The following is a 24,661-nucleotide window of genomic DNA, read 5'->3' on the forward strand; positions in this document are numbered from 1 at the left end:
TTTGCATTATAATTTTTTTGGTAGTTAATTTAAATACCTTGTACTCGTAATTCTGTGTTTTTTCTATCATTCTTGAGTTATTCAAACGTACGGTCTTTGGTTTCTTCGATCAGCCTAATAAAGGCCGTCCTGAACCGTTCATTGTCTTCTTTGGTTCTTTTCTTGACATGGGTAGTTCTTCCTCCCCCACGCCGTACCTTTTGTCCGACGTGACGTTCGAAAAGGAGCCGTTCAATATTGCTGTCCGTATAAATAAGGCCATTTTGATTAATGGCCCTGGCGCCTTTCCCCAGAACAAGCGCCGCCAGTCCATAATCCTGCGTGACAACAATATCTTCCCTGGCCAACCGCTTCATCAGCGCGAAATCTACACTGTCCCGATCCTGGTCCACGGTGATCACCATACTGTAGTCATCCTTCAGTTCATGGGAAGTATCGATGATCATGATGACCGGAAGTTCAAATTGTTTCGCGCAGCTCACAATGATCTCTTTCACCGGACAGGCGTCGGCGTCAACCAATATTTTCATGTCCTTGCAGGGCCTCCTTGATCTCCTCTAAAAATAAATCCCCGTATTTCTGCAGTTTCCTTTCGCCAACGCCATTTACCCGGATCAGGGTATTCCTGTCCTGCGGACAGCTTTGAGCCATTTCCCTGAGCGTGCTGTCCGGAAAAATCATGTACGGAGGCAATCCCTCCTGCTGGGCAATCTGTTTGCGCAAGGCCCGCAGTCTTTCAAATATTTGTTCAGCGGCGGTGAGCGATACTTCTTCCCGTTGCACCTGAATCTGATACACTCTTTCCTCACTCTTAAGCACAGCCGCCGCTTTCGGCGCAAGCTTCATTACCGGATACTGGCCGCCTGCAACCACGAGATAACCTTCGGCTGCCAGGAAACTGATCCTGTCCTTAATCTCCTGCAGCGGTGTGTCCTTCATGATCCCATGGGTAGATAGTCTGTCTAGCCCAAACTGCAGAACTTTTTTGTTCTGGGAGCCTTTGAGTACCTCGGCTACCAACGCCGAACCAAAACGTTCCTTCATCCGGTAAACACAGGACAGAATTTTTTGGGCATCCAGAGTTACATCAACCTTTTTCCGGTCATCGTCACAGTTGCTGCAGTTCCGGCATTTATTGGGACTTTCTGTTTCTCCGAAATACTCCAGGATGGTCTGCCTTAAACATCTCGATGTATGGCAGTAATCGACCATGGCCTGCAGTTTTTTATACTCATTGGCCACACGCTGTTCCTGAAATATGGTTTCTTCAATCATCATTTTTTGAATCTGCACATCCTGGGGGCCAAAAAGCAGAAAACATTCTGCCGGCTCACCGTCACGACCCGCCCTGCCGGCTTCCTGATAATAGGATTCGATGTTCTTGGGCATGTTGTAATGAATCACAAACCGGACATTGGATTTATCGATTCCCATACCGAAAGCGTTTGTCGCCACCATCACAGCAATCTCGTCATAGATAAACTTTTCCTGATTGCGCTTTCGCTCCTGATCGGGCAAACCGGCATGGTAACAGCCGACTGAGAATCCCTGTCCTTTCAACAATTTATAGAGTCTATCGACATCTTTACGCGTCGCGGCATAGATAATTCCCGAATCATTGCGGTTATTTCTCAGATGATCCTGAACAAAAACCTTCTTATTTTCACCGCGCAGAACGGAAAACTTCAGGTTCGGCCTATCAAATCCCGTAATAAAGCAATTCGGTTTCTTGAGGCCCAGCAAGCGGATGATATCCTGCCTGACTTCCTCTGTGGCCGTAGCTGTGAAAGCTCCGACCAACGGCCTTGCGGGCAGGGATTGCAAAAACTTGCTGATCCGCAAATAGCTTGGGCGAAAGTCATGGCCCCACTGGGAAACACAATGCGCTTCGTCTACAGCCACAAAATGGATTGGCAGTCCCTTCAACCTGGCAAGGAACTCTTCCGATTCCAGACGCTCCGGTGCCAGATAGACCAGTTTATACTCTCCCCGCTGCATCCTGTCAATGCGCGACCAGGTCTCTTTCGGAGAAATAGAGCTGTTGATAAACGTAGCCGGAATCCCGGTTTGCCTGAGGCTGTCCACTTGATCTTTCATTAGAGAGATCAAAGGGGAAATAACCAGCGTAACCCCTTCAAACAGAACCGCCGGAATCTGATACGCAATCGACTTGCCTGCCCCTGTGGGCATAATGGCTAACGTATCCTGCCTCTGAAGCAGGCTTGCAATGACTTGTTCCTGTCCTCCTCTAAAATCCCGGTAACCGAAATATTTGAGCAGGGCTTCTTTTGCTTTGGTAATCATATCCAATCAATCTCCCATCGTCGGGATTATAGAAAAATAGCCATAGAGCAGAATCTATGGCTGATTTTATGTATTAAAGTTCGCCGAAAAAAAGTCATTTCCTTTATTAATCTCAGGATTTTTGTTACAATTCTTCATATCGTTGATATCATTGCAGCAATTATTTTCAGGAGGTGTTTCTGTAAACGAGAACTGTAGTTCACATGGTTAGGAAACATTGCCAAAAAAATACATTTTAAATTGACATTAAATTAATCTTTTGTTATCCTATATTTATCAGCTAATATTTTGGCTGGATTCAGTAAATAGGATACGCAAAACATAATACGTTTGCTTTCGGTTGGAATGGCACTTGCCATTTTCAAGAGAAACAAGGCTCTGGGGTGGGAGGCTACTTAATGTGTTAGCTTTTCACCTTATGTTTTTATCAAAGAACAAAACTGAATTTATTTTAAACGCTGAATCCGTATGGAACGGGAGACCCAAACAAATAGGGGTGAATCCATAGCAGATGCTTTGGTAGGGTTAAGCTCTTTCGACCCGAATCCGTCAGCTAATCTCGTAAGCGTTGGAAGAGAAGGTGATTAATATGCTTGATGACATCTTTAGTTAGGGTATAAATTTTTTAGGCATATGCTGCAGAGACTTCTCTGCAGCATTTTGTTTTATATACCTTAAATATTGAGGAATGACAATCCTCAATTAAGAATCTGAAGGGGAATTAAATAATATGCAAAGAAATTATAGGGATATACCCTTATATAAAAATGTAACAGAAGAACAGTGGCAGGACTGGAAGTGGCAGATTTCTAACCGAATCACAAGAATTGATCAATTGGAACAAGTAGTCAACCTTACCCTGGATGAGCGCCTGGGAGTAGAAGTAAGTCTAAAAAAATTACGTATGGCAATAACGCCCTACTATTCTACACTTATGGATCCAAATGACGAACATTGCCCGGCAAGGCGGCAAGCAATACCGACGGTTCATGAAACTAAAATATCCAAGTTCGACAGTTGTGATCCGCTGCATGAAACAGTCGACTCGCCAGTCCCGGGTCTTACTCACAGATATCCGGACAGGGTACTTTTGCTTATTACTGATCAGTGTTCAATGTATTGTCGCCACTGTACAAGAAGACGATTTGCCGGGCATGAGGATAGGGCTCTTTCCCAGGACAATATCAAACGGGCGATTAATTATTTCAGAGCGCATAAAGAAGTCAGAGATGTACTTTTGTCAGGAGGGGACGCCTTATGCCTCTCTGATGAAAGGCTGGAAGCAATCATAAGATCAATACGAGAAATCAAACATGTGGAAATAATACGGATAGGCACAAGAACACCAGTTGTCATGCCTCAGAGAATTACCGATACGCTCTGCGAAATGCTGAAAAAATATCATCCAATTTGGCTGAATACTCACTTTAACCACCCCAAGGAACTGACAGTTGAGGCTCGCATGGCATGTGAGAAATTGGCGGATGCCGGAATTCCTCTGGGCAACCAGTCTGTACTTTTAAAAGGCATTAATGATTGCCCCTATATAATGCGTGATTTGGTTCAAAAACTGGTAAGCTCCAGAATCAGACCATATTACCTTTATCAGTGCGACCTTTCAGAAGGAATAGAGCATTTCAGAACTCCGGTTTCTGTAGGGATTGAAATCATAGAAATGCTGCGTGGACATACCTCGGGTCTAGCTATTCCACAGTTTGTTGTGGATGCGCCTGGAGGCGGGGGGAAGATCCCGGTCAATCCACAATACTTGATTTCATATTCCCCTGAAAAGATCATTCTTAGAAATTATGAAGGTGTAATTTGCACGTATAGCGAGCCTCGGGATAAAACGCACCAGTGCCGAAAATGCGGCACGTGCAGTAAATTCAAGAATAAAGAATACCGGGGATTAGAAAAGTTATATAGAGATGAACAAGTGTGCTTGATTCCAAGTAGAAACGTAAGACTCAATAAGAGGGAGGACTTCCATGAATATAGATCAAGACGAATGTAAAAATTTATATACTAACTTTTCGGGTGTGGACATGTACGTGGATTATCGCAATAAAAGGCTTAAAATATTGAGTCATTCTCTTTTGTCAGAGTTAATAATCAAAGAGATAATTGATTATTCCAAAAAAGAAAATCTGGGTAAGATTATTGCGAATTGTTATAAACAAGATCTTAGTATCTTTAAGGAATGTGGGTTTGTAGCAGAGGGGGGTATCGACGGTTTTTTTCAGGGAGAGGATGCAACTTGTATATCCCTTTTTCTTGATACAAAGCGCAAAAATTCACTCTATGAGGAGAAAGAAAACAGAATTATCGATTATTGTGTTAAGAATACCAATAAATTTGAGCTGACTAAGAATAAAAACTATACGATAAGGCAGGCCGTGCCGGACGATATTCCCCAGATGGTTCAGCTTTTTCAAACGGTATTTGAAACCTATCCAACTCCTATTTTTAGCAGAGAGTATCTTCAAGAAGTCATGCGGGATGATGTCTTGTTTATGGTGGCGGAAGAGGAAGGGAAAATTATTAGTATTGCTTCGGTGGTTCTAGACAAAGAGAACATGAATGCTGAAATAACTGATTGCGCCACTTATCCAAAGTATAGAGGCAGAAATATATTAAGCGAATTGATATTCCAACTGGAAACACACTTGAAACGTAATGGCTTTGCTACAGCATATAGCCTTTCAAGAGCTAACAATCTTGGGATCAACAGGTCTTTAAGCAAGCTGGGGTATATGTATCGGGGTAGACTAATCAACAACTGCCATATTTGCGGGGGTTTTGAAGATATGAATATTTGGGTAAAAACTTTAAAATAGTAAAATACTATTTTGTAAGTCAAGGGGAAGAAGATTTTTGAGAGATAGCCTGATTTGCTAAAGGATTATATTAAAAAACAAATACTTAAGGTAAATACCTGGACAATTCAGCATAAAGTGGATATATTCAGGGTATTCAAAAGAATAATTTTTTGTTATAATATAAAAACTTAAGCAAAAATAACAATATATAGTTGTACAGGTTGGTGCAAACTTCGTGAAAGTGAAGGACGCTAAAGCTATGGGTCTAAGGCTGCTTGTAAGTTGCTATGATTGCCAGGCTGCAAGTAATATGAACTTCTTGGGGGGGAGTAGTTCCGTTTTGGAGTACTCTCTTTTTTATATCTTTAATTTTCACTTGGGAGGATAGTACATATGAAACAAATGGGCATCAGACAAGCATTCAGAGCAAATTTTCTGGGTCACGCTCCGGACTGGTACAAAAGAACAATTCTTGCTTTTCTGGTGTTGAACCCTATTTTGATGGTTACCGCCGGTATGTACGTTACCGGGTGGGTGTTGATTGTCGAATTTATTTTTACCCTGGCAATGGCGTTAAAATGTTATCCGCTTCCTGCCGGTGGGCTTCTGGCGATCGAAGCCGTTGTGCTCGGACTTACTAACCCTCATATGGTCTATCACGAGGTTGAAATGAACCTGCCGGTTATTCTTCTTCTGATGTTCATGGTTGCCGGGATCTATTTTATGAAAGAAGGTCTTGTGTACCTGTTTTCCAAGCTCCTTACTAAAGTACACTCTAAAGTCGCGCTTTCATTCCTGTTCGCTGTACTGGGTGCGGTTCTTTCTGCGTTTTTGGACGCGCTGACCGTAACGGCAGTGATTATCGCCGTGGCCTATGGTTTCTATAGCATCTTCCACAAGTTTGCTTCCAGCGAAAAAGTATACGAAACGTATGACATTAATCACGACCATAGTGTTGATGACAAACTTCATGAAGACCTGGACGAGTTTCGTGGTTTTCTGCGTAATCTTATGATGCATGGTGCTGTGGGCACTGCGCTGGGCGGAGCAATAACACTGGTTGGTGAACCGCAGAACCTGTTGATTGGCTCCATTATGCAATGGGACTTCGTAGATTTCTTTATACAATGTGCCCCTGTGTCTATCTCGGTATTGATCGTTGGTCTTCTGACCACCATTATCCTTGAAGTTACTAAGTTCTGGGGGTACGGCTACCAGCTTCCGGAATCTGTGAGAAAGGTTATGGAAGATGATGTAAAAGCCAAAGATGCTGCCAGGAATATGCGCGGACGTGTGCGCCTGATTGTAATGGCTTTGTGCGGCGTTCTGCTGATCTTCTCCCTGGCACTACACCTGGCGGAAGTAGGTATTATTGGTCTGATGATTATTATCCTGCTTACTGCTTTCAACGGGGTTACTGAAGAAAAGCGCATCGGTCATGCGTTTGAAGAAGCATTGCCGTTTACTGCGCTGCTGGTTGTATTTTTTGCTGTCGTTGCGGTTATTCATGACCAGCATTTGTTTACGCCGATTATTCAATGGGTGCTGAACATGGAAGGGCAGAACCAGCTTGTGGCTTTCTTTGCGGCCAACGGTGTCCTTTCGGCAATCAGTGACAATGTTTTTGTGGCTACGGTATATATGACTGAAACACAGCAAGCGTTTGAAGCCGGGGCCATTGCGGTGGAGCAGTACAACAAGCTGGCAGTTGCCATCAACATGGGTACAAATATCCCTTCCGTTGCCACACCAAACGGTCAGGCGGCGTTTCTGTTCCTCTTGACTTCTGCTCTAGCACCGCTGATTCGCCTGTCTTACGCTGAGATGGTAAAACTGGCTCTGCCATACGCCGTCGTTATGACTGCAACAGGTTTACTGGCAACAATGTACCTGTTATAACACTTGAGAATATCAGATTACAAGGGTTTAAGCATTACTGATCTTTTAGTATCTCGACTTTCGGTGACCTTATATACGATGAGAAAGATTGTCCGTTGTTAATACTGAGGTTGTCACACTTTTAAGCCTGGCCACATATCCTACGAGTGAAGTTAGCCCCAAGGAGTGTGGATATCATGACTGATCCAGTAACCGATATCATCAACGGACGCACGCCGCATGTCATCGCGGCTGAAATTAATATGATCAAATACCAGACTGAGAGGATCTACCTTGCCGCCGCTGTCGAGATTGGCAGGCGGCTGACGGAAGCCAAGGCCCTGCTTAAGCATGGAGAATGGGGCAAGTGGCTGGAGGAGTCGGTCGATTTCTCCCAGAGCAGAGCCAATAAACTGATGCGTATCTTCACAGAGTACGGAGCAGGACAGCTTACCTCCTCAAATTCGGATTCGAATCCGAATTTAAACTACAGTCAGGCGGTGCTTCTTTTAGGTATCCCAAAGGAGGAACGAGCGCAATTCATCGTCGATCTGGATATCGAAGGCATGACCAATCAGGAACTCAGGCAAGCGGTCAAGGAACGGACACAAGCCAGGCAAGAAAAAGACCAAGCCTTACAGGAAAAAGACCTGGCCCTGCAGGAGAACACGGATCTCCAGAAAACAGTGGAAGACCAAAGCGGTATCATCACCGGGCTGACTGCGGAACTCGCCAATCTAAAGGTCCAATTGGAGAACGTCAAAACGTCCAAAGAAGAACTCGCTAAAACGGCCAGGCAGCTGAATGATGCGCTGGAATCCCTCCAAAAAAGCTCAGCCGCCAAGGGCTACGAGCGGATGAAGACGAACTTTATTAATACGTCGCTCAAAGTCAGGGCCAACCATATCGCCTTCCTCTGTGAAAACATGGATCAAACCATCAAGGAAGTCAAGCATAAGCTGCTCCAGATCGCCCCTAATGACAAGGAGACGTATATCATTTATAAGAATAAAATTTACGATCTTCTGGATAGGTGGCTTAAAGATGAGACGTGGAACAGGCAAGCTTGCCCCATCAGAGATACACAGTAAGAAGTGGTAGATGATGAAGGGCCGGAAAAACGCGGCGGACGCTGTCGTTGTTTTCCGGCTTATTGTTGCCGCGTAATGAGAAAAATGCGTTACAGTTCGTTCTAAGTTAATTCTGTTCTCCCCTCAAAATAAGTACACCTTTCGGATAATGCGCCTGCATCCAGTCCAAACCGTTTTTATCTGTGAGCCGCTGTGTATGAGCTTTATAGGCATCATACCAGTCCTGATGATTCGTGCTGGCGTATTTGATATCCTCACTGCCGAGGATCTTTCGGCACAGGATCTCCATCACACTTCCCTTTAAGCCTGTCTGCCCGCCTTTTGCAAATTCGGAAAATAGGTAAGGCAGTGCTTGTTCATCCATGGCCAGAATGATATTGTACTCTGCCTGATGCGCTTTGATATAATCATAGGGATTGGAGGAAGGTAACGGTGATGACATGATTTTCTCCAAGCACAGCTCAATCTGCTTAGCTTTGTTGACCGCCGTATTTCCTTCATTTCCAAGACTGAAGTACACATACTCCAGACGTGTAAGCAATTCCTTCAGCAAATCGGCACTTTCGGCATATACGCGTACATCTCTCTGCATGATTTGCTCGATTCTGCTTCTTAAGTAAGTCGTGCTATATCCTTCATATTTTCCCGCGCTGTCGGTAAATTTTATGTTAATGACTTCAACATTATCGACTAGGCTGAACAACAGGATGGCATTGCGCCCAAACACATCACCGATCATTCCGTTTTCCGCAGAAATCGCTGAATCGTCGTTGATCCGGTACTGAATGGTTAGACCATACGGCGCGGTCGACGTCTGCAATTCGACTTTATCCCGTACGACCCCTTTCGGCAAAGGCATCGCGTCAATCAGTGCGATAACCTTGCTCGCATTGCCTACATACGGTGTTTTGTTGGCCAGTAATTTATCTACTGCATAACCAGCGTATGTTTCCTGTCCTGCAGCCGTGTCATTGACCGGGTTTGCCACAAATCCAATCATCAACGCTACAATCATAACAACTGCCGCCGTACCAATCCAAACACCGGGTTTTCTGTAATGGATCACATTTTTAATTCTCTCTTTAATATTGTTTGCACCGAAAGCTAAAGGGGTAGCCTGCCAGAAGCTGTTCTTCTGAACTGCCAACGCCAGCAGGGAATTGGAATAATCTTCTTTGATCTCTTGTCCCTTGTTTCTGATAACCGTTTCATCGCAGGACATTTCCATGTCCTTAACCATCAGCGCAAAGCAGAACCACATCAACGGATTAAACCAATGGATGATCAGAACCAGAAATGCCGCCGGTTTGATCAGATAATCGCGTCTCTTAATATGTACCGTTTCGTGCGCCAGTACATAGGGTAATTCCCGGGGCGAAATGCCTGCAGGCAAATAAATTCTCGGTCTCCTAAAACCAAAAACAAACGGTGTGCTGATTTGATCTGTCTCATAAATATCCGGTAAAGAAGCATCCAGCAGCGTAGCCGTTTTGATCTTCCCTGCAATTTTAAAATAGGAAAAAATATTCCAAATCAGCAGCACCATAACCCCGGCCATCCAGACCATACTGCCAAGCAACATCATCATAGAAAGCGGACTTACATCCATTGCAGCGACCAGAGGCAGCGTGCTGCCAACTGAGCTGTTTACTGTACCGTTTATTGCATCATTTATGTTCCCAAGGCCTGCCATCACCAGCACCTCAGGTAAGGCATCAGGCTGCATAGCGGGTTTAATAACGTTTAAGAAACTAAAAACTGAGGTAAATGAACCAGGACAAACCAGTCTGAAGAAAACCGCCAGCCATAACAAATAAGAGAAGATTTTCGGTGCCCTTTTCAGAAGCTGCCGAATCAGGATCACACCCAGAGCCACGTAGGAAGCTGTCATGCTCATACCGACAACAGTGCTGAATACTGTCATCAAGCTGTTCATTGCATCGCCTCCTCAATAATTCGTTTTAGTTCTTCAGCTTCCTTAGCCGTGAGCTTTTTCCGATCAAGGAATGCTGTTAAAAATTGCGGCAGAGAACCTTCAAAGTTTTTTTCAATTAAAGATTGGCTCTCATACTTCTGCGCTTCTTCCTTTTTAATACGTGAAGTGACTACAGTATCCGTGTTGTCTAAAATGCCCCGTTCACATAGCTTTCGCAAAACCGTGTAAGTGGTTGACTTCTTCCAGCCCAGTCTTTCCAAAGAAAGCCTTACAAGCTCAGTCGAATTCACCGGTTCCTTTTCCCAGACGATACTGACAAATTTATACTCCGCATCAAATAATTTATAGTTTTCCATGATAGCCCCCAAGGTTTATCTTAATAGACCTATTTGTAAGTTTATTCTAATAGACCTCAGTTGTCAACAGAAAATCTGCGGTACTTCAGGACCCTGAAAATTTTGTTCGAGGACAACCGATCAAAGCCTGATATATTTTGTTGCTACTGATTGCACAAACGCACTGTCATGCTCCACAAACAGCAGGGTCGGCCGGCATCTTACAATAAGGTCCTCAATCTGCATTCGGGACAGGACGTCAATATAGTTCAGCGGTTCATCCCAGATATACAGATGGGCCTGCTCGCAGAGACTTTTGGCCAGGAGCACCTTTTTCTTCTGCCCTGCGCTGAACATACGCATATCTTTTGCAAACTGAATACCTGAGAAATCGAGCTTGTGCAGAATGGTTAGAAGGCGGCTCTCCTCGATCTGGTGCTCCTCGGCAAAACTGCGCAGACTGCCCTGCAAGTAAGCGGTGTCCTGTGAAATATAGGAGACTTTTAGATTACTTGCAATATTGACCTTGCCGCTGGAGACAAGATCTTCTCCAATCAGCAGCTTAAAAACACTGGACTTGCCGCAGCCATTCCTGCCACTTAAGGCCACCCGCTCTCCTCTCTCTACAGTAAAATGAACATTCTCGCAGACCTTCCTGTCCGAATAATAAATTGCCAGGTCATGTAATTCCACAAGTGTATTTTTCGGGTGTGAAAGGGGTTTCATACTCAGGCTGTCGGCCAGCTCAATATTTTTTAAAAGTTTTTCTTTCGTCTGGATGTTCTTTTGCAGCCGAGTTTCGATCACTTTGGACCGTTTCATCATTTTTGCCGCCTGGTGGCCGATATAGCCTTTATCCGGCTTGATGCCGGAGTTCAGCGTTCCCTTCTTGGTTTTCTCGATTTTATCCGACCAGTCGGCCGTCCGCCTGGCTGCTGCCGATAATTGTTTGATCTCTTTCTGCAGCCTGTCATTCTCCGCTGTTTCAAACGAATCCATTCTCTCTTTATTGACCCACCACGTTGAAAAATTGCCTTTTTGAAGTTCAATATTGGTTTTATTGATGGTCAGGATATGGTCGATACAACCGTCCAGAAAAACCCTGTCATGAGAGACCAGGATGAAGCCGGTTTTCCTGTTCAGATATTTCCCGACAACACGCCTACCCTCTATGTCCAGATGGTTGGTCGGCTCATCAATCAAAAGAAAGTTGTGGGGCTTAATGAACAGTGCCGCAAGCAAAACCTTGGTCTGCTCCCCCTGGCTTAAGGCCGCAAAAGGCAGCTCCAGGACATCCTCTGCAACTTCGAGCAATGACAATTCTTTCTGAAGTTCCCAATGTTCAAAAACATGGCAGATACTTGCCACTACCTCAATGACATTTTGACTGGGATCGGTAACCTGGAAAGGAAAATAATCAAAAGACACGGGGGAGTCAATTGTCCCACGGTACTCGTATTTCCCGCACAGCAGCTGCAAAAAGGTCGTTTTACCGCGCCCGTTCCGGCCAGTGAACCCAAGTTTCCAGTCCGTATCGATCTGAAAAGATACATTTTCAAAGATATTGTCGTAACTGCCGTCATAGCAAAACGTTAAATGGTCGATGTTAATCAACGCCATCGCGATCACCTCACCGTGTAAAAATAATAAGGCTGCAAGAAAGTTTATTCTTGCAGCCTCAAAATATCCTTAAACGCAGTTGATGTGCAGAAAAAATGTCAACATGATGCACATTCCGAATGCTGTCGGTTTAATTTGATTGCTTTAAAGATTGTAACTTTCTTGCTCCGTGGGCGTCACAAGGCAGCAGCACTTGCTGCTTACTCCGTAACGCTCTTTTCACTTCACTTTTAGCAAGAAAGTTTGCGCATCTTCCCATCTCCGATCAAATTTATCTATTAATGAAAAACTCCAAATCGCCCTATTGATAGATCACTAACCCTAATATTATATCAGATAACCCTATCATTCAATACTAGGCCAAAAAACCCTGCAGAATCATATCTTCAGCTTCTTTTTCCGTGAGGCCAAGCGTCATCAGCTTAATCAGCTGATCGTTTGCAATCCTGCCGATCGCCGCCTCATGGATCAGCTGCGCATCCGAATGGAAGGCCGAAATTTCCGGAATAGAAGAAACTTTCGCTTGATCCATAATAATGGAATCACATTGAATATGTCCGCGGCATTGGGCATACCCGCGCATATTCAAATGAAAAACTTGGGTGGAATGATCCTGCGCCACGGAACGGGAAATGATCTGGGCGGCAGCATCTTCGCCTATCAGCTCAACTGTAATATCGGATTCGGCATTCTGGTTGGTGGTAGTCAGCAGTCTTTCCATGACAATCAGACGCGCGTTCTTATGCAGGCGTACTTCCGTATCCCTTTTTGTCTGGTCGACGCCTCTAATCTGAACCATTTCCAGCTCAGCCACGCCGCCCTCTTCGACTTCAATAATCGTCTTCGGATTCAAAATTCTTTCTCCGCTGCCATCGCCTTCGCCATAGTGTTTTTCCACATACTTCATCTTAGCACCCTTGCGGACAAAAAATTCGTGAACGCCGTCATGCTGGGCTTTCTTGCTTCCCGGATTATGAATCCCGCAGCCGGCCACAATCAGAACGTCCGAGTCGGCGCCGATTTCAAATGTATTATAAACGAGGTCATCGATCCCTTCAGACAGAATAACCGGAATATGCACACTTTCTCCTTTGGTTCCGGGTTTCACGATGATATCAATGCCAGGCTTGTCCTGCTTGGTGACAATGTCAATATTGGCGGTCGTGTTCCGTCCTGCTTTCTCGCCATTTTTACGGATATTATAGGCCCCATGAGGTATTTCATGCAAATCGGCGACTTCAGCCAGAATTTTTTTATCAATCGCATTCAACATTGGCTTTTCCTCCTACAATGGTACAGTTGTTTCTACATTCGCAGTTGGAATCCAACAGCTCAATTTCACCCAGAATTTTAGCCTTGGTGGTCACTTCGCTGATTTTCCCGTCGGACACTAAAACAACCTGGTCCGCCAGACGGAGAATCCGTTCCTGGTGGGAGATGATTACAATCGTCGTGTCATATTTTTTATTTAAACTTTGGAACGTCTCGGTCAGCTTCTGGAAGCTCCACAGGTCAATCCCTGCTTCCGGTTCATCAAAAACAGCCACTTTCAGGTTGCGCGCCAAAATACTGGCGATTTCGACTCTCTTTAATTCCCCACCCGAAAAGCTCGCATTAATTTCCCTGTCCAAGTAATCCTGCGCACATAAACCTACATCATAAAGCAAATCGCAGGAATTTACCTTTTTATCTGGACCGGCAGCCAGTTTCAAAATATCGCGGACTTTCATTCCTTTGAAACGGGGCGGTGACTGAAACGCATAGCCGATACCCAGTCGTGCTCTTTCTGTAATTCCCATATCGGTAATATCGGTACCATCTAAAAGTATTTTTCCTGCCGTAGGCTGGTAAATACCCATAATCACTTTGGCGATCGAGGATTTTCCTCCCCCGTTCGGACCTGTCATGACATAAATTTTTCTCTTATCCAGGGTGAGACTGATGTTCTCAAGGATTTCCACATCTGTTCCCTTGTCATCGTCTAACGTCAGGCCGACATTTATCAGTTCCAACATCTCAATACCACCTTTTAAGCATTTTCCAATTTGAAAATTTCAGCAACATCTTCCATAACATCTTCCATCATTATCTTTGATAGATATTTCTCCGGATATTATAGCATCCCAAATAAAATAAAGGAAATCCCAGTATTCTTAAAAATTCTTAATTACATTGTTAACGCCCAAAGAAACCATTGATTGCTATTGAGGGCAAATATCTTCCTTAATGGTTATAGAGCACAAGTGTGAAAAAACCGACTTTTCCCATTCCTGCGTTATACGTCATATTCTGATCCATGGACATCCGGACAACATCAATCCCGCTGCCTTCCATCGAATATTGCTTTTTATCCGGAAAGCGGCAAGGCTCTCCTTCGAGGGCCGAGCATTGCTCGCACAATGTGCAAGGACCTGCGCCCATGATCAGAACATCATCCGCAGTGAGTTCTTTCCGCAGCGCTTTGTTCAGATTATCCAGAATCTCAACCGACTCCTTCATTTCTTTTCTGGAACGGATCGAGATGATCTTGCAGAGAATGAAAGCGTGACCGTATTTCTGGACCCTGGCTTTTCTTTCCTCCTCCGTACCTGCTCCGGGCGGGCAGGCATGGTTCTTTCCAAAATTCCCGCAAGTATTTCTTGCGCACTGATCGAATACATCCCGTGAAAAAACAATGTTATCAACTTTGATTTCTCTGTATTCGTCAAATCCCAATTTAGTGAAGGTTTCGATTAACCGCTCTCTTAGCTCCATGTTCTTTAGCTCCTTTTTTTCTTCATTTCTGGCGAGCAGGAAGCTTGGAACCTTACATATGGAATACTATACAAACTGATCAATTAATTCAAGGGCAAAAAGATTGTTAAAATAATAAATGTAAAAAACTCCAGGTTATTAAGCTGGAGCTTTGGTTTCATTGTATAAAATTTTGGTGGGTTTGATAGGATTCGAACCTACGACCCCCGCGATGTGAACACGGTGCTCTAACCGGCTGAGCTACAAACCCACAAATGGCATGCACATGGTTTATTATAGCGCTATTATCTGGGAAATGCTACCCTAAAAGCTCTAAAAAGCAACGATAATTCCTTTTTTGCCCGCATAGGTCGCAATGGTTGCTCCCATTTGGTTAATGATAATTTTCTTGGGATGATAACGTTTCTGAAGTTCAGCAGCGATCGCTTGGGCATCGGTTAGATTATCAACATGCGTAATCCCGATTATCCGGCCGGTAAGATCCGAACATCTTTCCCCAACCAATTCGATCAGCCTGCTCAGAGACTTGTTTCGTCCGCGGATTTTTTCCAGCATTTCCGCTCTTCCATCCACATTATGCAGTATCGCCTTAATATCAAGGATTTTAGCTAAAGAACCCTGGAACTTACTTAAACGTCCGCCCTTAACAATGTTCTCCACAGTATCTAAAAGGATCAGGAATTTCATTTCGTCCCGCATTTTTGTCAGGCCGCTCAAGACTGCATCAAACGCAAGTCCGGCCTCGCAAAATTCCACGGCCTTCAATACCTGCAGTCCATGCCCGAGAGATCCGGCCAGTGTATCAAATATGGTTACCTCAGCGTTACCAGACAGTTCCCTGCCCAGATTTGCTGAAGCAAAGGAACCGCTTAGATACGAAGATATGGTCAGGCACAAGACCGGACCTTTCCCTGACAGCTCTTGAAAAACCTGCGCGAATTTTGCGGGTGCGGGCTGCGAGGTCTTCGGAAGTTCGGCTGAAGCATACATTTCCTGATAAAAATACTCTGGGGTGATGTCCTCCCCTTCAGTATACTCCTTACCATTGACCCGAATCGCTAACGGAACAACATGGATACAGTGTTTTTCCAGTAAGTCCTTCGGAACATCGGCTGAACTGTCCGTGACAATATGCATCTTTTTCCCCTCCCCTTACGATCTATGTCAGAGTAAAGGACTGATTAGAAACTTGTAGATATGCTCAATCGGTGGCCCGATTACAATATTGATCACATTTGTAATAATCAGAATCAGTAAGATAAACGTGCTCATCTGATAAATCCGGCTGTACAGACTGCTGTCTTTCAGACCGAGCAAACCAAAGACAACATGGGAACCGTCAAGCGGCGGGATTGGCAGAAGGTTAAAAACAAACAAGACAACATTCATCCAGACCGCGTAAAAAAAGATATTTTGCAGGATATATAAAGTATCCCCATCGAGGATGCTCTCCGGAATATAACCGATGGCCCATATCAGGACCACGAAACATACCGCAAGCAACAAGTTCATCACCGGTCCGGCCAGGGATACCAGGATATCATCTCTTTTTCTATTTTTAAAGTTACTGATGTCAACCTGAACAGGCTTAGCCCAGCCAAAATGAGCGACAACCAGCATCAGAAACCCAATAATGTCAATATGAACCAACGGGTTAAGCGACGTCCTGCCCTGCAGTCTGGGCGTATCGTCACCGAACCACACTGCGGTCTGGGCGTGGGCAAATTCATGAAAGGTAAGACCAATAATGATTCCGGGCAACATATAAAGGGTTTGAACAATATCAAAATTCATGCTTTACTTCCTTTCGGGTAACATACTATGTTCTCTTAACTTTTGAGAGGCCGCCATATCAAGGGTAAAATCCTATAATCCTAATAATACATAATTCCGACCGATTTGACAAAGGAATACTTCAGATACAATATAAGATACAGGACGAAGCTTAAGAATATGTGAATAAAGAAAAGGAAGTGATCCTTATGGAAAAACATTTTCTTAAAAACATTGATTTTGGTAAAGTTCTGGATATGGCTTCTTTGGTAGATTACCAGAACGGTCAGGTCGTCAGCAGAACGCTGGCCCAGAGCAAAGCCTTAAGTCTGACACTTTTTGCGTTTGATCTGGGAGAAGAGATCAGCTCCCACTCCTCTGGCGGAGATGCGATGGTCTACATCCTTGATGGCAGCGCCCGGATCACGATCGGATCTCAGGACTATGTGCTGGAAAAAGGCCAGACCATCGTCATGCCTGCAGCTATCCCGCACGCAATATTTGCTGCCGCGAAATTCAAAATGCTACTGATCGTTGTATTCAATATTGACGCATAACAGACTTTGCTTACACAAGAACCCCCTGCAATCGGGAGGTTTCTTGATTCTGATGATCTTCGGTTCAATGTTCTATCTATGCTATCAGCTTATCTGTATACCTTCCTATCGTTTGAAGCCTCTTCCGTCTCCCGGTGCGCCACCGGATCCAGGCTGAGTGCTCCCGGCTCTGCCGCCCATTCCTCCGCTATAGGAACCGACACGCGTAACCTTCTCGGAAATCGCAACCTCTTCGTAGCATGTTCCAGCCGTATAGGTTCCACCTGAATAGAGACCGTTTGCAGAGGTGCCTGTTGAACTTCCCCCATAATAAATCTTGTAGGTTGTGCCTTTGGTTAATTCCGATGAACATACGACCAGATTCCGGAACGTTTTGGTCGGCGCGAAAGTAAGTACTTCTTTTCCATCTGCAGTTTCGATCCTGACGATGGTCCCGGCCTGCTGATCAGACGGCAGGTTAATGTTCAAAGCGTAGAGGGATGAATTCGTATCCGGAGCCTCTGCCATGCCTGCGCTGCCTGCCGCTACCAGGAACCCGCCGGTTACGGTGAATGATCCGGTATAATCCAGAGCACCGTTGCCGTTGTCCGTTGGTCCGTTGACAATGACCTTTCCATCGGTCATGGTGACCGCTCCGTTGATATCAATCCCATCACCGCCTGAGTCAACAACGATGGTACCACCATTGATGCTCATACTGCAGTCACCCGAAGACGCAAAATCATTTTGACCGGGCCGGCCATTCGCCGAGGAAGAATCTGTACCGCCTGCACCGTTGATGCCATCGTCGCTTGACTTGACGTTCATATTCCCGCCATGGATATTGATCACAGCACTTTCAATGCCTTCATAGGATTTCGTAATCGCAATCTCTCCGGCGTCAATATTCAGTGTCGCATCGGAATGCATCCCGTCATCTCCGGCTGTAATATTGATCTTTCCGCCGCTTACCGTTAAACTGCCGTTGGAATGAATCCCGTCGTCCGCCGAGTCAATGCTGATCGTGCCTCCTTCGATCGTGACCACAGAACCAGCCTTGATTCCTTTCATACTGCCGGTGGACATACTGTCATCCTTCGAAGCAGTGTCAGGTGCGGCACCGCCGGGTCTCATCATACCTGAATTTGTGTCTGTATTAATGCTGTTGGCGCTGCCTCCGCCGGACGTAATATCAATCGTTCCGTCTGTGCACCAAATGCTTGTTTCGGCCTGCATCCCGTCTTCACCGGCGGTCATATGGATTGTTCCTGCTTCGATCAGGATAAAGCCTTTAGCAGCATCCGCATCATTAGAAGATTTAAACCCGTCATCTCCTGCACTCACCGTGATACTGCCATCTTTAACGGCGATGAAATCACGGCCAATGATCCCGTTATTCACGGCATCGACGGAAATGTTGCCGCTCACGATTCTAAGTTCATCTTGACTCGTTATGCCATTTTTGAAGTTAGCTTTGACATTCAATGATCCGCTGCCATTAATCGTCAGGTCACTTTTACTGAAGATCACTGCATTCGGTTCCTCTGCCTTAGGATCCGAGTAAGTGTAGGATGAGCCGTCCTTCAGCGTATTTTTCGTGCCGTCTGCCAGGGTAATGACAGTCTTCTCAGATTTTAGCACATAAATAGGCGCACTGGTTGAACAGGTCATATCGACACCATTCAGGATCAGTCTGACGGTTTTGCTGTCCTCGGTGTAGACGATCATCTGAGCGTCGGCAATTGTGCCGCTGACAACATACGTACCTGCAGATAGAATGGTTATAACGTTATCGACAACGCTGACTCCGCTTCCCTCTGTCTTCGCCGAGCCCCCCGAAAAAGTAATATGCGAGGCCTTGGTATCATCCCATTCCGCATTGGTATCTTCATCATTATAATCAACGGATATACGGTTCTCAGTACTGTCCAGGGCGGTACCGGCGCTGTCCGATTCCGCTGTCTTCTGTGAGGAGCAAGCTGTTAAGGTTAAAAGGGATACGCACAATATGGCAATCATGCCAATGAAAATTATTTTTTTCTTGGGAATATTGGGAGTATTGGGGGTCTTTGGGCCCATCAATCTTCATCCTTTCCAGGAATCTTTTTTTGTGATTGTACAACAGGTTTGTGACCATGAGGTGTAGGCAGTGTGACAAAATGATGAAAACATTCAACAAACAACAATTAAAAGCCGGTTCAGATCGAACCGGCCTTATACTAGGTATCCTATACGAATGTCATTCTGTTTCATCTGTCCATTGTCCCAAACAAATTCTCATAACAGATTTATCATGCTGTCTTGCGGCAGTTTTACGTATATTTTTATTTGTCTATCTCTTTATCTTTCTGGTCTTGATAAGGGTCAAGATGGATATTCACACGGGTGTTTTTCAACTTGTCACTCATGTCCTTTTTCAGGATTCCGATAATATCATGCGCTTCTTTGACGGTAACGTTGTGATCGATCGTAATGTGAAAATCGATGTGCTTCATATTTCCTGATTTTCTTGTTTTAAGCTTGTGATAATCTCTGAATTGATGACTGTGCTCAGAAATGATCTTTTCGATCTCAGCTTCTTCTTCATCAGAGAGCTTCGAGTCGAGAAGGAAGTTAAAGGCTGTTTTGCATAAGTGAAACGCTTCTTTGATGATCAGCAACGCTACGATAACCGCGACAACGGAGTCCAGCACCGCAAATCCGGTAAGTTTAATCAGCAGGATTCCAACGCCGACGCCTAACGACGTATAAACATCGGTTTTTAGGTGAAGCGCATCTGCTTCCAGGGCCATCGATTCCTCTTCTTTGCCCACTTGATATAATTTTCTTGATACAACCAAATTGACAAGTGCCGATACAAACATTACCCCGATGGCAACAGCCGCCTGTTCAATCTCGGCAGGTTCAAATATTTTCTTAATAGCTTCAATAATAATCAGTGCCGCTGCTACAAAAATTAGAAGCCCTTCAATAAGTCCGGAAATATTTTCGATCTTTCCATGTCCGTAGGGATGGTCCTTATCCGCCGGCTTCGTTGACTGTCTCACTGAGAAAAAGGCGACAATCGATGCGGCAAGGTCCATACTTGAGTGGATCGCCTCGGAAATAATACTGACGGAACCACTCAAAATGCCTGCTATGATCTTAAATATGATCAGCGCAGTATTCGAAATAATGGATAACAATGCAAACTTGACTCTTCTGTCAGCCACAGCTTTTCTTCCTCCCAAAATCACCTAAAATATCAATTTCATAAAATCCAATCTAATACCTTGTCGACCTAAAATGATAATATCATGGCGAGCAGATTTCTTGAAAGACAAGGCAAATGATTGAGGAACCCCTTCTTATATAAAAAAAACTGCGGAACTATAATTGTTGGAAATATAGTCCCACAGGATTTGTCTCCTGCTGCCAGTATACCGGCCCAGCCTTATACACCTAAATCAATTTCACGTGTATCGGCCTGATCGATGCGCAATATGATAAATCAAAAATTAGTATATTTGAAAACAACCTCTACTGTCAATATCGTTTTGCCTAAAACTTGAGATAGCTCTACCTAAAATTTAAGATAGCTCCCTGCGCTTAAATATCATTGCAATCAAGCACACCAATCCTGCTGCCGCTCCGCCCCAGCCGGCCACTTGGAACAGCAGAACGTAACCGGATGCAGTCCCGGCAATATCGAGTATCCCCTTCAGCAGACTGCCCACGGTTAATACCGCAATGCTGGAATTATAGATATTGTAATACAAACGGTAGTTCCTGCGATCGCTGATCCGGGGAACGATCAGCCCCAGCGTAAAGTAGAATACTGCGCCGCCCAGAAGCGGATACAGAAACATCAGGGTCATTGCCGCCGAACGAACCCCATGACTGAACTGCGCATAGATATTCGCCACGGCAATAGCTACCGCTGTGAGTATCAGATAGACAATCACTGTTTTGCGGATCTGCCGTGACCCTTCCGTACTATTCATTGCCAATATAGACAATATCGCTCACCTCTCTCTGCCGAGAACTCCTGCCATCCGTCGGATGATTGACGATTTCTCCGTTAAAGTACATCGTCGAAGATCCTCCTCCATCCAAATTATACGCAATCGTACAGCCCCTCTCGGCAAACTCCTGCGCAAGCTCCAGTAAGGAAAGTCCTGCGCTCTCTTCCGTCCGGCCGTCAGAGACAATTACGATATAATGCAGACCGGAGACCTGAGCGATCGCGGTCCTCGGATTGCTGTTTTTGGACTGGGATACCTCACTGGTACTGTCCACCACGATTTCTCCATTTTTGATCAGGGCCGGTCCAAATGAAAGCACCTGCCAGGGATTTGTCAGGCAATCGGCACTGACCGCATTTTCATTAATAATTGAGAAATCTCCGTGGTCGTCAATCACCAGGGCTTCATCGTTTCCGGCCTGACGGGCCGTATCCCTGTACAAGACGCCATTGCGTAAAACATAACCGTTATTTCTGAATCCATAGTAGTCGCCATTGACCGCGAAGATTGCCTGATGTTCTTCGGCCATATCCGAGGTTGTTTCCTTGAGATTGCGCCCAAAGCTGTTTTCGGCCAGCGCCGTTTTCAGGTAAGACGCATCGCTGAGCCGGATATCGGCGACATAAAAGGTGGTGTCATACGCCTGCACCGTATCAATCGTTATTTTGATATTTTTATCCTGATAAGAATGATCGGTAACCGCAGCTTCAGTCTCTGACCCGAACTCGGACGGATCCTCCGCTGCACTTTGCTGCTCAGAGGCTGTATTTTGCTGTTCGGCAGTTTCGGCAGCCTCACGCTGCTTGACTTCGGTCACGTTCTTTGGAATTACAAAGGTGTCCAGCAGAACAAAAACAAAAGAAAATGTCAGTAAAACAGCAAAGACGGCTGCCCAACGGTAGGGCTTGGATAGGAATTTTTTCATGTTGCCAATGAACACTCCTGTCTTCTGTCATCGATTTCTGTTTTATATTAAATGACCCATGTGACAGTTTGATGAACGATCGATGAGCATTCATTGAATATTATGTTCTTTTCCAGCGCTTAAACCCTTTGACAACCTCATACCAGCCGACAGATACGACGGCCAAAGCAGCGGCCAGGATAAGCTGTTTCCAGGACAACGGCGCGAGCTTCAATAAATGATTCAGCGGTGTATAGATAATAAGAAGCAATCCTGCTAGGGTTCCAATATTTACCATCCACATGACCTTATCTCTGATCAATTTCGCAAAAGACCGAAAAGCAGAATCCGTATTGGAGCTGTTCACCTGAACCAACACGAGATTTGCCAGCAAAATAATCGCTAGTGCCATAGTCCTGGCCAGAGAAGCCTGATCAGGATGGTTGTTTAACATAGTGAAATAGGTGCCGAATGATGCCCCAAAGATCACGAGACCCTGTAGGACACTTTTGGTCAGTATTTTTGCAGTGAGCAGCTTTTCGTCGGGACTGCGCGGAGGCTGATCCATGATATCCCGTTCGGCCGGCTGCCGCTCCAGCACAATGGAACAGGTGGGGTCAATGACAACTTCAAGCAGTACCACGTGCAGCGGCAGCAGCAAAAGACTCGCCGGACTGATTCCCAGGAAGGGTGCAAGTAAAGAGGCAAATGCGATCGGGATATGAATCGTGAAAACATAGCCCACGGCTTTTCTGATGTTATCATAGATTCTTCGGCCATCCTTAATGGTATCAACAATGGTTGAAAAATTGTCATCCAGCAGGACCAGATCGGCAGCCTCACGAGAAACCTCAGAACCGCGCTTGCCCATCGCAATCCCAATATCGGCATATTTCAAGGCTGGCGCATCATTGACGCCGTCTCCGGTCATCGCGACAATCTCGCCGTTATCTTTAAAAGCTTTGACGATTCTCATTTTGTGTTCCGGAATTACCCTGGAAAAGATACTGACATCCTTGACTTTCTGACGCAGTTCTTCCTCGCTCATTTGATTCAGCTCATCGCCGGTGATAATCTTATCGCAGTTCGGCATGTTAATCTGCCTGGCAATCGTGCTTGCCGTAATCCCGTTATCTCCGGTGATCATAACGACCCGAACCCCGGCTTTGTTGCAGATTTGAATATCCTGCTTAACAGATTCCCGCGGCGGGTCGGCAAGACCGATCATGCCACAAAGCTGCAGCCGGCATTCCGGCAGGGTGTCCGGGACTTCCTCTTTGCCGGCCAGTACCATTTGGCCAACAGCAATCACCCGCAGGCCCTGCTGCGACATTTCTCTGATTTTGTGCTCGGCAACTTTTCTCTCCTGATCCGTCAGACTGCATACGTCCAGAATACGTTCAGGCGAGCCTTTGGCTGCGACCACAAGCTCATTTTCATTTTGCCAGACGTGTCCCATCATCTTGGTCTGATCCGTGAACGCATATTCTTTGATCAGCTCTCCGCCAAAAAGGAGCTCTCTGCCAATCCCTTGCGCTTCACAGTAAGCAATCATAGCCTTCTCCATCGGGTCATAGGCATCCGGCTCGCAGCCCATGCCCATAATCCGGATCAACCTTTCGCCGTCGTCGTTCAGACTCCAGGTATCCCGAACCGTCATTTTGTTCATGGTAATGGTACCTGTTTTATCGACGCAAAGAACGGATACAGCCCCGAGCGTTTCTACGGACGACAATCTTCTGACCAGTGACTGCTTTTTGGCCAGTCGCCAGGCACCCATCGATAGAAACACGGTCAAAATAACAGGAAACTCCTCCGGGATCATGGCCATGGCCAGGGTGATCCCAGACAAAATGCTTTCAATGACCCGTTCACTGCCAACATGGTCCGGCAGATTGAAATAGGTTACGACTCCGACCAGCGCGAATAAAACTGCGGCAATTGCCGCGCACAGCTTGACCAGTTTTCCGGTTTGTTTTTCCAGCGGGGTCGGACGGTCAGGCGCGGCGGCTATTTCCTGCCCGATTTTTCCGTATTCGGTAGCCGGGCCGATTTGATCGACCCTGATCGCTCCGGTGCCCTGGGTAACCAGCGTCCCGGCGTAGCAATAGTCCCGTCGCCAGTATTCTTTGCTGTCGGGGGACAATTCCCCATCGGCAGCCTTATCTCCGTAGACAACTTTCCAGACACCTGCCGATTCGCCGGTTAGCGAGGATTCATCGACACATAGTGTACTCGCTTTTAAAACCGTGCCATCCGCCGGCACTTTGACGCCTTCAGCAATAAACATGATGTCGCCGGGCACCAGGTCCGAACTGTTGATGATCTGCATCATCCCATCGCGCAGTACGGAAATCTTCGGTGTGGATAAATCCTTCAAAGCCCTAAGTGTTTGGTCGGTTTTCCATTCCTGGATGACTTCTATGCTGATAATCCCGACAACAAAAACAAGCATGATGGCGCCGTCCCGGGGTTCTCCGAGGATAAAATAGATCACAGCTGCAATGAGCAGCAGCAAAAACATGGGTTCACTGATCACCTGCAGGATCTTGTGCAGAAAGCTTTCTTTTTTTTCAGGTACCAGCTCATTCTTCCCGAACCTTTCCTGAAGCTGTCTGGCTTCGGAACTTGAAAGTCCCTGCAGTTCCCTGATCTGTTGTTCTGTCATACAGATGCCTCCATTATTTTCTTGAAGGATATAAAAATA

General features: G+C 45.5%; 20 protein-coding genes, 1 tRNA gene, 3 riboswitches and 1 other annotated feature. Of the genes, 5 read left to right on the forward strand and 16 right to left on the reverse strand.

Going from position 1 to position 24,661, the window contains the following annotated elements:
* Positions 1-77 precede the first annotated feature (77 nt).
* Both C1I38_RS06090 and recQ read right to left on the reverse strand, forming a co-directional pair.
* Positions 78-530, reverse strand: a complete 453-nt coding sequence (locus tag C1I38_RS06090; RefSeq protein ID WP_119774341.1) for a YaiI/YqxD family protein — start codon at positions 528-530, stop codon at positions 78-80.
* A complete protein-coding gene (recQ, locus tag C1I38_RS06095; RefSeq protein WP_119774343.1) occupies positions 514-2,304 on the reverse strand; it encodes a DNA helicase RecQ in 1,791 nt (596 codons plus the stop codon). Before recQ ends, C1I38_RS06090 begins: the two co-directional genes overlap by 17 nt.
* Positions 2,305-2,642: 338 nt before the next feature.
* Positions 2,643-2,697, forward strand: a sequence feature (sodium ion sensor (DUF1646 type); this cis-regulatory element may regulate processes involved in with the transportation of sodium ions).
* A 53-nt stretch (positions 2,698-2,750) separates the two neighbouring features.
* Positions 2,751-2,888: riboswitch (cyclic di-AMP (ydaO/yuaA leader) on the forward strand.
* Positions 2,889-3,034: 146 nt separating this feature from the next.
* Between recQ and ablA the strand changes: the two genes are divergently transcribed.
* From ablA to C1I38_RS06115, 4 genes are all read left to right on the forward strand, one after another.
* Positions 3,035-4,318, forward strand: coding sequence for a lysine 2,3-aminomutase (gene ablA, locus C1I38_RS06100; RefSeq protein ID WP_119774345.1), 1,284 nt, complete (start codon positions 3,035-3,037; stop codon positions 4,316-4,318).
* On the forward strand, positions 4,293-5,141 hold the full coding sequence (gene ablB / locus C1I38_RS06105; RefSeq protein WP_119774346.1) for a putative beta-lysine N-acetyltransferase: 849 nt from the start codon (positions 4,293-4,295) through the stop codon (positions 5,139-5,141). Before ablA ends, ablB begins: the two co-directional genes overlap by 26 nt.
* A gap of 197 nt (positions 5,142-5,338) precedes the next feature.
* A riboswitch (cyclic di-GMP riboswitch) is annotated at positions 5,339-5,430 on the forward strand.
* Between the two features lie 86 nt (positions 5,431-5,516).
* Complete coding sequence (gene nhaB, locus C1I38_RS06110) at positions 5,517-7,022, forward strand: sodium/proton antiporter NhaB (protein ID WP_119774347.1); 1,506 nt, start codon at positions 5,517-5,519, stop codon at positions 7,020-7,022.
* Between the two features lie 176 nt (positions 7,023-7,198).
* Positions 7,199-8,092 carry a DUF3102 domain-containing protein gene (locus C1I38_RS06115; protein ID WP_119774349.1) on the forward strand — a complete coding sequence of 298 codons (894 nt, stop codon included), beginning with the start codon at positions 7,199-7,201 and terminating at the stop codon, positions 8,090-8,092.
* Positions 8,093-8,198: 106 nt separating this feature from the next.
* Here the strand turns inward: C1I38_RS06115 and C1I38_RS06120 are convergent, their stop codons facing one another.
* The 9 genes from C1I38_RS06120 to C1I38_RS06160 form a co-directional block, all read right to left on the reverse strand.
* Positions 8,199-10,028, reverse strand: coding sequence for a M56 family metallopeptidase (locus C1I38_RS06120; protein ID WP_119774350.1), 1,830 nt, complete (start codon positions 10,026-10,028; stop codon positions 8,199-8,201).
* Positions 10,025-10,384: a BlaI/MecI/CopY family transcriptional regulator gene (locus tag C1I38_RS06125; protein WP_119774351.1), complete on the reverse strand. Its 360-nt coding sequence runs from the start codon at positions 10,382-10,384 to the stop codon at positions 10,025-10,027. The genes C1I38_RS06120 and C1I38_RS06125 overlap by 4 nt, the downstream gene beginning before the upstream one ends.
* Positions 10,385-10,504: 120 nt before the next feature.
* Positions 10,505-11,983 carry a ribosomal protection-like ABC-F family protein gene (gene abc-f / locus C1I38_RS06130; RefSeq protein WP_119774353.1) on the reverse strand — a complete coding sequence of 493 codons (1,479 nt, stop codon included), beginning with the start codon at positions 11,981-11,983 and terminating at the stop codon, positions 10,505-10,507.
* Positions 11,984-12,338: 355 nt separating this feature from the next.
* Positions 12,339-13,256: a SufD family Fe-S cluster assembly protein gene (locus C1I38_RS06135; protein WP_119774355.1), complete on the reverse strand. Its 918-nt coding sequence runs from the start codon at positions 13,254-13,256 to the stop codon at positions 12,339-12,341.
* Positions 13,240-13,998, reverse strand: coding sequence for an ATP-binding cassette domain-containing protein (locus C1I38_RS06140; RefSeq protein ID WP_119774356.1), 759 nt, complete (start codon positions 13,996-13,998; stop codon positions 13,240-13,242). The genes C1I38_RS06135 and C1I38_RS06140 overlap by 17 nt, the downstream gene beginning before the upstream one ends.
* A gap of 208 nt (positions 13,999-14,206) precedes the next feature.
* Positions 14,207-14,737, reverse strand: a complete 531-nt coding sequence (locus tag C1I38_RS06145) for a DUF2284 domain-containing protein (RefSeq protein ID WP_020492931.1) — start codon at positions 14,735-14,737, stop codon at positions 14,207-14,209.
* A 173-nt stretch (positions 14,738-14,910) separates the two neighbouring features.
* Positions 14,911-14,987, reverse strand: a tRNA-Val gene (locus C1I38_RS06150).
* 62 nt (positions 14,988-15,049) lie between these two features.
* Positions 15,050-15,874, reverse strand: coding sequence for a DegV family protein (locus C1I38_RS06155; RefSeq protein WP_119774357.1), 825 nt, complete (start codon positions 15,872-15,874; stop codon positions 15,050-15,052).
* 27 nt (positions 15,875-15,901) lie between these two features.
* The gene (locus C1I38_RS06160; protein ID WP_020492929.1) at positions 15,902-16,531 is read right to left on the reverse strand and encodes a site-2 protease family protein; all 630 of its coding nucleotides are present in this window, start codon (positions 16,529-16,531) and stop codon (positions 15,902-15,904) included.
* Between the two features lie 188 nt (positions 16,532-16,719).
* Here C1I38_RS06160 and C1I38_RS06165 point away from each other — a divergent pair, with 188 nt between their 5' ends.
* Positions 16,720-17,067: a cupin domain-containing protein gene (locus C1I38_RS06165; RefSeq protein ID WP_119774359.1), complete on the forward strand. Its 348-nt coding sequence runs from the start codon at positions 16,720-16,722 to the stop codon at positions 17,065-17,067.
* Positions 17,068-17,172: 105 nt separating this feature from the next.
* On the opposite strand, the gene C1I38_RS06170 is transcribed toward C1I38_RS06165, so the two are convergent.
* The 5 genes from C1I38_RS06170 to C1I38_RS06190 form a co-directional block, all read right to left on the reverse strand.
* On the reverse strand, positions 17,173-19,125 hold the full coding sequence (locus C1I38_RS06170) for a carbohydrate-binding domain-containing protein (protein WP_119774361.1): 1,953 nt from the start codon (positions 19,123-19,125) through the stop codon (positions 17,173-17,175).
* A 245-nt stretch (positions 19,126-19,370) separates the two neighbouring features.
* Positions 19,371-20,258: a cation diffusion facilitator family transporter gene (locus C1I38_RS06175; RefSeq protein ID WP_119774363.1), complete on the reverse strand. Its 888-nt coding sequence runs from the start codon at positions 20,256-20,258 to the stop codon at positions 19,371-19,373.
* A 173-nt stretch (positions 20,259-20,431) separates the two neighbouring features.
* Positions 20,432-20,530: riboswitch (NiCo riboswitch) on the reverse strand.
* Between the two features lie 85 nt (positions 20,531-20,615).
* On the reverse strand, positions 20,616-21,044 hold the full coding sequence (locus C1I38_RS06180; protein WP_243109297.1) for a hypothetical protein: 429 nt from the start codon (positions 21,042-21,044) through the stop codon (positions 20,616-20,618).
* Positions 21,022-21,975 carry a phosphodiester glycosidase family protein gene (locus C1I38_RS06185; RefSeq protein WP_119774365.1) on the reverse strand — a complete coding sequence of 318 codons (954 nt, stop codon included), beginning with the start codon at positions 21,973-21,975 and terminating at the stop codon, positions 21,022-21,024. The genes C1I38_RS06180 and C1I38_RS06185 overlap by 23 nt, the downstream gene beginning before the upstream one ends.
* A gap of 100 nt (positions 21,976-22,075) precedes the next feature.
* Positions 22,076-24,622, reverse strand: coding sequence for a cation-translocating P-type ATPase (locus C1I38_RS06190; protein WP_119774367.1), 2,547 nt, complete (start codon positions 24,620-24,622; stop codon positions 22,076-22,078).
* Between the last annotated feature and the right edge of the window lie 39 nt (positions 24,623-24,661).

It is taken from the genome of Dehalobacter sp. 12DCB1 (assembly GCF_004343605.1).
In the GTDB taxonomy this organism is placed as follows: domain Bacteria; phylum Bacillota; class Desulfitobacteriia; order Desulfitobacteriales; family Syntrophobotulaceae; genus Dehalobacter.